This is a genomic window from Paraburkholderia sp. CNPSo 3281 (assembly GCF_024206515.1).
Lineage (GTDB): Bacteria > Pseudomonadota > Gammaproteobacteria > Burkholderiales > Burkholderiaceae > Paraburkholderia > Paraburkholderia nodosa.
The window spans coordinates 1-8,684 of sequence record NZ_JAMBPS010000111.1 but is presented as its reverse complement, the minus strand read 5'-3'; the positions used below and the strand labels follow the sequence as shown (position 1 = coordinate 8,684).

General features: G+C 60.0%; 9 protein-coding genes and 1 tRNA gene. 5 read left to right on the top strand and 5 right to left on the bottom strand.

Annotation, left to right across the window (positions count from 1 at the left end):
- The first annotated feature begins 394 nt into the window (after nt 1–394).
- The 3 genes from M3I56_RS40005 (at nt 395) to M3I56_RS39995 (ending at nt 2,495) form a co-directional block, all read left to right on the top strand.
- A protein-coding gene (locus tag M3I56_RS40005) for an IS5 family transposase (protein WP_254358555.1) occupies nt 395–1,173 on the top strand; the annotation gives its coding sequence in 2 pieces (ribosomal slippage) (nt 395–734 and nt 734–1,173; 780 coding nt in all).
- Nucleotides 1,174–1,629: 456 nt separating this feature from the next.
- Nucleotides 1,630–2,241: a PolC-type DNA polymerase III gene (locus tag M3I56_RS40000; RefSeq protein WP_254358554.1), complete on the top strand. Its 612-nt coding sequence runs from the start codon at nt 1,630–1,632 to the stop codon at nt 2,239–2,241.
- 86 nt (nt 2,242–2,327) lie between these two features.
- The gene (locus tag M3I56_RS39995; protein WP_254358553.1) at nt 2,328–2,495 is read left to right on the top strand and encodes a hypothetical protein; all 168 of its coding nucleotides are present in this window, start codon (nt 2,328–2,330) and stop codon (nt 2,493–2,495) included.
- Nucleotides 2,496–2,726: 231 nt separating this feature from the next.
- Here M3I56_RS39995 and M3I56_RS39990 read toward each other — a convergent pair whose 3' ends face one another.
- Complete coding sequence (locus M3I56_RS39990; RefSeq protein WP_254358552.1) at nt 2,727–3,101, bottom strand: glutaredoxin; 375 nt, start codon at nt 3,099–3,101, stop codon at nt 2,727–2,729.
- Between the two features lie 329 nt (nt 3,102–3,430).
- On the opposite strand from M3I56_RS39990, the gene M3I56_RS39985 reads away from it, so the two are divergent.
- Both M3I56_RS39985 and M3I56_RS39980 read left to right on the top strand, forming a co-directional pair.
- A tRNA-Met gene (locus tag M3I56_RS39985) sits at nt 3,431–3,507 on the top strand.
- A gap of 248 nt (nt 3,508–3,755) precedes the next feature.
- Entirely contained in the window at nt 3,756–3,959 is a 204-nt protein-coding gene (locus tag M3I56_RS39980) for a cold-shock protein (RefSeq protein WP_133198258.1), read from the top strand.
- 102 nt (nt 3,960–4,061) lie between these two features.
- On the opposite strand, the gene rpoD is transcribed toward M3I56_RS39980, so the two are convergent.
- From rpoD to M3I56_RS39960, 4 genes are all read right to left on the bottom strand, one after another.
- The gene (gene rpoD, locus M3I56_RS39975; protein WP_254358551.1) at nt 4,062–6,083 is read right to left on the bottom strand and encodes an RNA polymerase sigma factor RpoD; all 2,022 of its coding nucleotides are present in this window, start codon (nt 6,081–6,083) and stop codon (nt 4,062–4,064) included.
- Between the two features lie 264 nt (nt 6,084–6,347).
- Nucleotides 6,348–7,247, bottom strand: coding sequence for a beta-ketoacyl-ACP synthase II (locus M3I56_RS39970; RefSeq protein ID WP_375541884.1), 900 nt, complete (start codon nt 7,245–7,247; stop codon nt 6,348–6,350).
- A gap of 644 nt (nt 7,248–7,891) precedes the next feature.
- Nucleotides 7,892–8,056: a hypothetical protein gene (locus tag M3I56_RS39965; protein WP_254346470.1), complete on the bottom strand. Its 165-nt coding sequence runs from the start codon at nt 8,054–8,056 to the stop codon at nt 7,892–7,894.
- 197 nt (nt 8,057–8,253) lie between these two features.
- Nucleotides 8,254–8,613, bottom strand: coding sequence for a hypothetical protein (locus tag M3I56_RS39960; RefSeq protein WP_254346477.1), 360 nt, complete (start codon nt 8,611–8,613; stop codon nt 8,254–8,256).
- Nucleotides 8,614–8,684 lie beyond the last annotated feature (71 nt).

Sequence of the window (8,684 nt, the reverse complement as noted above, 5' to 3'; positions counted from 1 at the left end):
TTGGCGTTCACGCCCGCCTTCAGCGCCATACCCGCGATCGACACGCCCGGCTTCAGGCAGGCTTCAATCAGCCTCTGTTTGTCACGCTTGTCGAAAGTCCGCTTGCCTTCGACACCAACGTTGGTCGCACGCAAGGGCAAAAAATCTGCGCAGTTCTCGTCCATGAAGGGTGTGTCCATTAAAAAACCGTGGACACATCCTGCGCTGTTTTCAGATCAGGATCTATGTGAGGAGAAACTGCCGCTTACGATACGACGGCGTCAATCAGTTCCTGTTTGCTCATGAAATCCTTCCTCTGGTGAATAAGAGACCAGCTAAAAAATCGCTGCGAGGGGCTGTTTACTTTCCGGGCGCGATGTTGACCTCAGCCGTCCAGACAACGGAGACCGAGGGGATGCAGGCGCCGGTCATTGACGACGAATTGTGGGCACTGATCGAACCGTTACTGCAGAAGCCGAAGCGTCGACACAATGAACGTCGAGGCCGACCTCGTGTGTCGGACCGGGCAGCGCTCAACGGCGTCCTGTTCGTGTTACGCACTGGGATGCGATGGAACCACTTGCCGAGCGCATTGGGGTTTGGCTCGGGCGCGACCTGCTGGCGTCGTCTGGATGCATGGCAGAAGGCGGGCGGCTGGAACAGGCTGCATGCGCTGCTGCTCGACAAGCTGCGCGAATCCGGCGAACTGGACCTCTCGTATGCTGCCGTCGATTCTTCCTCTGTGCGAGCTGTTGGGGCGGGCGAAAAACTGGGCCAAACCAGACGGATCGCGCGCGACCAGGTTCGAAACACCACATTCTCGTGGACGCCAATGGAGTACCTGTCAGTGTCATCCTGACCGGCGCAAACCGTCACGACGTCACCCAATTGCTGTCATTGGCCGACGCCATCCCCCCGATTCGTGGTACGCGCGGCAGACCACTTCGCAAGCCCAAGGTCATCTACGGCGATCGCGGCTACGACTCCGACGCACATCGCCAGCGCTTGCGTGATCGTGGCATCAGGCCGGTGATCGCACGGCGTCGAACTGAACATGGCAGCGGCCTGGGCAAATTCCGCTGTGTGGTAGAACGGACTCATTCGTGGCTCCACAACTTCCGGCGTCTTCGTATCCGCTTCGATCGTCGTAGCGAAATTCATGACGAATTACAGCAACAGCCAGACTCCGGCTAACGCGTTCCAGGCCGCGTAACCCTACCGGGAAAACAGCCGGCTGCACAAGCTCCCGGATGGCGTCGAATCAATGTCGGCATAGCGTTTGTACCGGTTCGGCGATGCGAGCTCGGGTAACGTCAATCGGACGGTGCGATGAAGGACAGCTGAATTGGTCCGATTGCGCGCTGAATCCGTGAATCCGCGATCAGTGCGAGCGCCCGGGCGCACGCGAACAGCGCGCGGATGGCGTCAGGCTGGTTGAACGGGCAGCACTTCACCGGTGAGCGGATCAATGCCGTCCGCGACGGTTTGGATAACCGGGAGGGTTGCTTGTGGGTACATCGTTCGTGCCAGGCAAAACAGTGAACTGGCGAAGATGATCGCTTCCCGGGCTAAACAGGCCTACCGCGGGCCAGAAGATGATAACCTCGCGGCTCGATCATGCAATGAAGTATGAAGCAACAGGATTTAGCCATGCAAGCCGTTGCGGTTCTGGACTTTGAGACGACGGGACTGTCCCCCGCCGTGGGCGACCGCGCCACCGAAATTGCGGTCATCCTTCTACGTGACGGCAAAATCGTCGACCGCTTCCAGAGTTTGATGAACGCGGGGAGACGCATACCGTCCGATGTCGTCGCTCTCACCGGGATCACAAACGACATGATCGCATCGGCTCCTCCGGCCTCAAAGGTAATGAGTGAAGCGGTAAAGTTTGTCGGCAAACATCCGGTCGTCGCCCACAACGCCGGGTTCGACAGGCGGTTTTGGCAGGCAGAACTCGGGCTTCTCGGCTTTGCAATGGAACAGTCGTTTGCGTGCGCGATGCTCGCGGCGCGGCGTATCTACCCACATGCTCAAAGTCACCGCTTATCCAGCCTGGCGGAGATGCTGCGGTTGCCGAAGTCAGGCCGCGCTCACCGGGCAATGGTCGACGCCGAGATGGCCTGTCACCTCTGGTGCCGATTGCAACGCGACATTGCGGAAACTTACGGACTCGATCGGATCGATCACGCTCTCATGGCCCGATTGCAGACAATCAGCAAGATGAAGGTTCCAACATTCCTGCGGTCACTGGCTGACGAATAGTCGCCTTTGAGACGGCTCTAACAGACGCAATGCATTCCCCTCCAGGGCGACTTGAATCGAGGTGCGCTCGCGCCAGGGTGTGGTTGATGCAGCTCGAACAGACGATTGCAGACGCCACGGCACAAACGCGGGCGATCTCGCTGTACGGCGTGCGAAACAGGCGAACCGTGCTCTCTCGTATGGTTCAGCGCATGGCTGGTGTGCATCAGCCATGCGCGTTGCCGCTGCGGGTGGCTGCCGGGCTGACCCGCTGAGGCCGAGAGGCACCGGCGATAATCGTTAGTCGCAAATCATTCGGTGTCCAGTCTAAGTGCCGATCCAGACGTCATCGTCTGACGTAGAAGAGAGCGTGCAAAATCTTCCTCCCCAACCACGCTCTCCCCTACGCGTGCAGTGAACGTAGTGTTTCGAGTGGACGGCGCCCTGGTCCGGCAGCGTGCGACCGGTTCCGGTCGCTGACCCGCCTCATGCCCGCGCGAGAAGGATCACGCGATCCCGGCGAAGCGTTGCTCCAGCCAGGCGATGATGGCGCTGGACTCGTACAACCAGCGCGACTGGCCCTCTTCCTGAATATGCAGGCAAGGCACTTTGATCTTGCCACCGCCAGCCAGCAAACGATCCCGTGCGATGGGATCGTTTTTGGCGTCGTGCAGCGTCATCGGCACATTCAGACGATGCAGGGCGCGCCGGGTCTTGACGCAGAAGGGGCACGCATGGAACTGATACAGCGATAGGCACGCCGCTTCTTTTTCTACAACCGCCTGACCTTGCGCCCCACGGCGCTGCGAGCGTGGGCGACTGACGGCGTCGCTGAGTAAAATTAACTGGCCGAGACCGAGACGCAGGGCTTTCATCAACATGGAGACTACCTTGAACGGCGAATGGAAGTCGGCAAGTCTACGCTTTCCGGGATCCGACTGATGCCGGCCTAACCAGGGCGATCACGATGCAGCTGACGCGCCCGTCGGGCACGGCCCCGGTGGTCGGGAGCGGCCATGAAGCAACAGCTAACGGCCTGGAGGTCGGACTTCCTGTCGCGTGTTGGCACGTAACAGGCATGTGGGCAACACACCGGTCAACTTAGTTTGTCGTTGCCCTGGCAGCAAGAGATGGCCCCGTTCATTCAGACCACTTGATCGCCCAGCAGGATTTGTTTGACGCGCCGCTGCCGTGCGCGTACACTCCGCGCCGCGGGGTGGAGCAGTCTGGCAGCTCGTCGGGCTCATAACCCGAAGGTCGCAGGTTCAAATCCTGCCCCCGCAACCAGAGCCCGGTAACGCTTTCCGCGATTTCACGCCTTACTTGATGCAAGCATTTTTCCCAAGCCTGGGCACGATGTGGGCAATCCCGGCGCGCATCCGGTCGCCCCTCACCAGCGAAAGCCCGCCATCGAGCGGGCTTTGTGCTTTTCGGGCCTCGGACGACCCCAGCCCTGCGGTCGCTCCGGTGTTCTACACGTCTGGCCCTGGCCCGTGGCATCCTCTACAACCCGTCTTCCCAGGAGTATTCAGAACATGGCAACAGGTACCGTCAAGTGGTTTAACGATTCGAAGGGTTTTGGATTCATCACGCCAGACGATGGTGGCGAAGACCTTTTCGCGCACTTCTCCGAGGTTCAGGGCGCGGGTTTCAAATCCCTCCAGGAAGGCCAGAAGGTGAGTTTTGAAGTCAAGCAGGGCCCCAAGGGGAAACAGGCAGCGAACATCACGCCGCTGTAAGTTTTCCGGGCTGCGAACGCGGCCACCCAGCGAGCCGGCCGATGCAGGATCACTGCCGGTCTGGAGCCGGGCATCGACGGGGGGCGCGCCCTCCGCCTTTGCTCAGAGCTCGAGGAACGGTCTCAACCTGTCAGCACGACTGGGATCCCTCAGCGCGCGCATCGCCTTGATCTCGATCTGGCGAATTCGTTCACGGGTCACGCCAAACTGCTCGCCGACCTCTCCCAACGTCTGTTCAGAAGTTGTATCGATCCCGAATCGCATCCGCAGGACCTTGGCCTCGCGTGGCGACAACCCGTCGAGCGCCTCATCGATTGCGGCACGCATGTTTGCGTGAATCGCGGCCTCAACCGGTGAACTCGCAGAGAGATCCTCGATCATGTCGCCGAGCGTCGCGTCGGCATCGTCGCCCACGGGGGTCTCGAGCGACACCGGTTGCTTCGCGATCCTGAGGATACCGCGCACTTTTTCCTCGGACATCTCCATACGTTCAGCAAGGACGGCGGGATGCGCTTCCTGTCCCGTCTGCTGCAGGTATTCACGCGAAATCCGGTTCAGCTTGTTGATCGTCTCGATCATGTGCACCGGCACACGAATGGTCCGCGCCTGATCGGCAAGCGCTCGCGTGACAGCCTGCCGGACCCACCAGGTGGCGTACGTCGAAAACTTCCAGCCACGCCGGTATTCAAACTTGTCCACCGCCTTCATCAGGCCGATATTGCCTTCCTGAATCAGGTCGAGGAACGGCATGCCGCGGTTCACGTATTTCTTGGCAATCGAGATGACCAGACGAAGATTCGCTTCGGTCATCTCCCGCTTGGCCTGCCGCATTTTCGATTCCGCCCCACTCATCCTGCGGTTGATCTCCCTGAGCTGCTGCAGTGGCAGCGAGACCCTGGTCTCGATGTCGGCGAGTTTCTGCTGCCCGGCCTGAATGGCCGGCCGATGTCGCTCGAGCGCCGCGCCAAACTGTCGCGAAGTCGCCGCCATGCGGCGGGTCCATTCAAGGTCGGTCTCGTGGCCCGGGAACGCCTCCACGAACGACTCGCGTGGCATGCCGCAACGCTCGACGGCGATTTGCAGGATACTGCGCTCGATCGCCCGAACCTCCGTCATCTGTTCGTGCACACCGGCACACAGGCGATCAATGGTTCTGGCCGTAAAGCGGATCCGCGCCAGTTCACGCTGGATCGCCGGACGCACGCGCGCAACGGCCGCGGAATGCGCCTTGCCTGTAGCACGCATATCCGGCAATTGCCCGAACAGTGTCCGCACACGTGCAAAAACCGCAAGACTGTCGATCGTGAGTTGCTCGAGGCGGGCTGCATTCGCTGCCTCCGGATCCCCGGCGTCCGGCGCAAGGTCCGGGTCATCGCCGCAGGCGGAGGCCTCCCCTCCATTTTCTTCGAAGTCCAGCGTTATTGCACTTTCGCTCACCGCGTCGCTGATACCATCGACCAGTTCGTCGGTACGCAGTTCGCCGGCAACGATGCGGTCCACATCGGCAAGAATGATCGCAAGAACCGTCGGACACGCCGCGATTGCCTGAATCATGGCCTGCAGGCTGTCTTCGATGCGTTTTGCGATCTCGATTTCGGCGGCGCGGGTCAGCAGTTCTCTGGCGCCCATTTCGCGCATGTACATCCGGACTGGATCCGTCGTGCGGCCGAATTCGGAATCGACGGTTGACAGTGCCGCTTGCGCTTCCTCGTCCGCCTGATCGTCGGATGCCTCGGCGGGCGCGGCGTCGCTTAACAGGAGCGTCGCCGTGTCCGGCGCCTGCTCGTACAGCGCCACCCCCATGTCGCTGAACGTGCCGACGATCGTCTCCATTGCCGCCGTTTGCGTAACGTTGTCTGAGAGGTGATCGTTGATGTCCACGTGCGTGAGATAGCCGCGCTCACGGCCAAGCGCGATCAGCGCGCGCATCTGGCGTTGACGCTCCTCGTCCTGTCGCGCCATCGACTCGATGTCCAGCGGTGTCTCTACGGCCCGGGGCTTTCCCTTTGGCGCGGGGCGGCCGCGCTTTGCCGTAACCGCGATCACGCGGGATGCTGAATCGTCGCGAACTGGACTTGCCAATACATTCTCCTCGACAGGTTGGCCGACGATCGTCGCAGGCATGACTGCAGATAAATCTGCCTGTCGGAGTGCGAACGGAATCGTGGAATGGCGCAGGGACAATCGAGGCAGGGATGCCTCTGGTGGATTCCTGCGCGTATAGACTGGGGAATCCTAATTGATACCAGACAGCATTGTGCAATGCAACATACTGAGGGTACGGCATTGTCACCTTGCAGAAGCAGCCCTCGGTCAACCGTGTGCAGGCCGTCCTCGACGGCATTCAACCGTGCGTCTGGACGGACCAAAGGGGACTGCCTGACTTCGCTAATGCTTCCAGGAACGCGCCCCTCGCCTGCTTCCAAAGCAGACGCGTTCCGCGCCCCCATATTCGGGTACCCTGACCCGTATGCTAGTAATATGGAATGCCTCACCGCTCAGTCCGAATCCGGCCAATTCCGCGTAAATCCGTGCGCCGCGCCGGCGCGCGTGCTTCATCTCCTCGAGCACGATGATGCCGGCTCCTTCACCTAGCACGAAGCCGTCGCGCTCCGCGTCCCACGGGCGGCTCGCTGTCTCGGGACTTTCGTTGCGCGTCGAGAGCGCCTTGGCCCGGCCAAAGCTCGCGAGGCTGCTCTCGGTGATCGCCGCCTCCGCAGCACCTGCAATCATGACATCGGCGTCACCATACTCGATCAGCCGGGCGGCGTCACCGATCGCATGAGTGGCGGTCGAGCACGCCGTCGCCATGGCGAGATTCGGTCCCTTGAGCCCGTACCGGATCGAGAGATGCCCCGCGATCATGTTGATGATGGATGAGGGCACGTAAAATGGGGACACCCGCCGCGGCCCTTTGTCCCTTATCGTGAAGGCAGTATCGACGAGGGTCTGAACGCCGCCGGTTCCGGACCCGACATGAACGCCGATCCGGGAGGCATTTGCCTCGGTCACTTTGAGGCCGCTGTCGACGAATGCTTCCATGCCGGCCACGACACCGAGTTGGATGAAGCGATCCATATGGCGGACCTCTTTTTCCGAAATGAAGCGAGTTGCGTCGAACCCCTTGACTTCGCCAGCGATTTGCGCCGGGAAATCGGTCGTATCGAAAAAGGTGACCCGACCGATTCCACTGCGGCCGGCAATGACATTCGACCAATTTTCCTCGACGCCAATCCCGACTGGGGAAATGGCACCAAGACCGGTGACGACGACTCTTCGCTTGTCCATTTTTTCTTATTGATATCGAAAATCGAGAAATACCGCGCGAAACGCTAAAGCTGTCATCGACCCGTGCGATCGATAGGGGCTTTACGGTTTGATCCGATGGTAGCCATGTGGCCTTCATCGTCCCGCAAAAGCCGGCACCCACTATCACGATCGATACAGTCATTGCCACGGCTCCGATGGTTTTTCGTATCCGCTCCCGCAGAAAATTGATTTTGACGTTCAGATGGATATCCGCTCCGATAGCGTCGCTTGCATCGGGGCACGTCAGGAAAGTTCTCTTTCCGGCACGGATAGTCGGGCGCTGTGCCGCGCGTCGCAGGAAGCGACTATGCGGCATCTCGCCTCAAGCTACAAAATCAATTGTTTGGATAACACTGATTCGCATCGCAAATGAATGTACGCGAACGACCGGCATGACGAACGCGTGCATCGTCGATGTTCTGCGCAGCGATAAAGGACGACTGGCGGTTTACTTCCGTACTACTGGTTGCAGGTTTTTCTCAGGTGTAAAAACAGGCGGAGAGGTGAGCTGGGTAAAGGCATCTCGTTACCGTGAAAGCTGGGTAGTGCGGGCATGTGCATGCCCCCTCGCGTGGCCCGCGAGTAAAAATATCGCCATGCCCGACCCCTCGTTGTGGCGACGGTTAGGTGGTGACAGAGGCTGAGGCCTCGTCCGGCCATTGGCCGATCGCCTTCAACTGCTTGATCCAGCGGGGTGCATTTTTCTTCGCGCCGATGGCCTGATAGTCGATCTGCGGGTCGTGATACGCGACTTTGCGTGTCAGTAGCAGGAAGATCAACCGTATCATCTTGTGAGCCAGAGCGATGATCGCTTTATACAGAAGTGGCGCAGTAGCAACTGTTCGCCCGAAAACGCATTGAGCGATGCACCGGCGTGATGGGGGTTGTTAACGGCCGGAATTTAGCGTTTACTCTCGACTTTTCGAATGCAGATTCGTAATGGCTTTGTTCAGCAGGGTATGCGCCCATTGGGTTGCGGGCGCAACTATGCCGTCTTGGCGCAGACCGCCTTGCCGAAGCTGTTCCACAGATTCACGAGGTTCGCGATAATCACGCCCTCGCGCTGCTGCGATTTGGTTTTGCGCGTCAGTAGCCGCGCGCCGAGGCAGCGCTTGATGCGCGAGATCTGCGACTCGACCAGCGCGCGCTGGCCATACCCGTATTTGTTCAACTGATTGCGGGTTTTCCGAAGGGGCCGAATTTGTCTGCGAGCCCCACCGGGAATGGCTTTCGGAGCTGGCGAGGGGGGAGCGGTTAAAGTCAGGGCTTTGCGGATGCGAAAATGGCTGCAAACCATGGCCGGCAGGCGATTCCCACGAAATTGAGTGAAGCGCAGTTCGGGCAATTTGTCTTGCCGCACCTGAGCCGGGGCCGGCGCGGCCCGCCGCCGACGTTGCCGTTACAGAGGATGTTCAA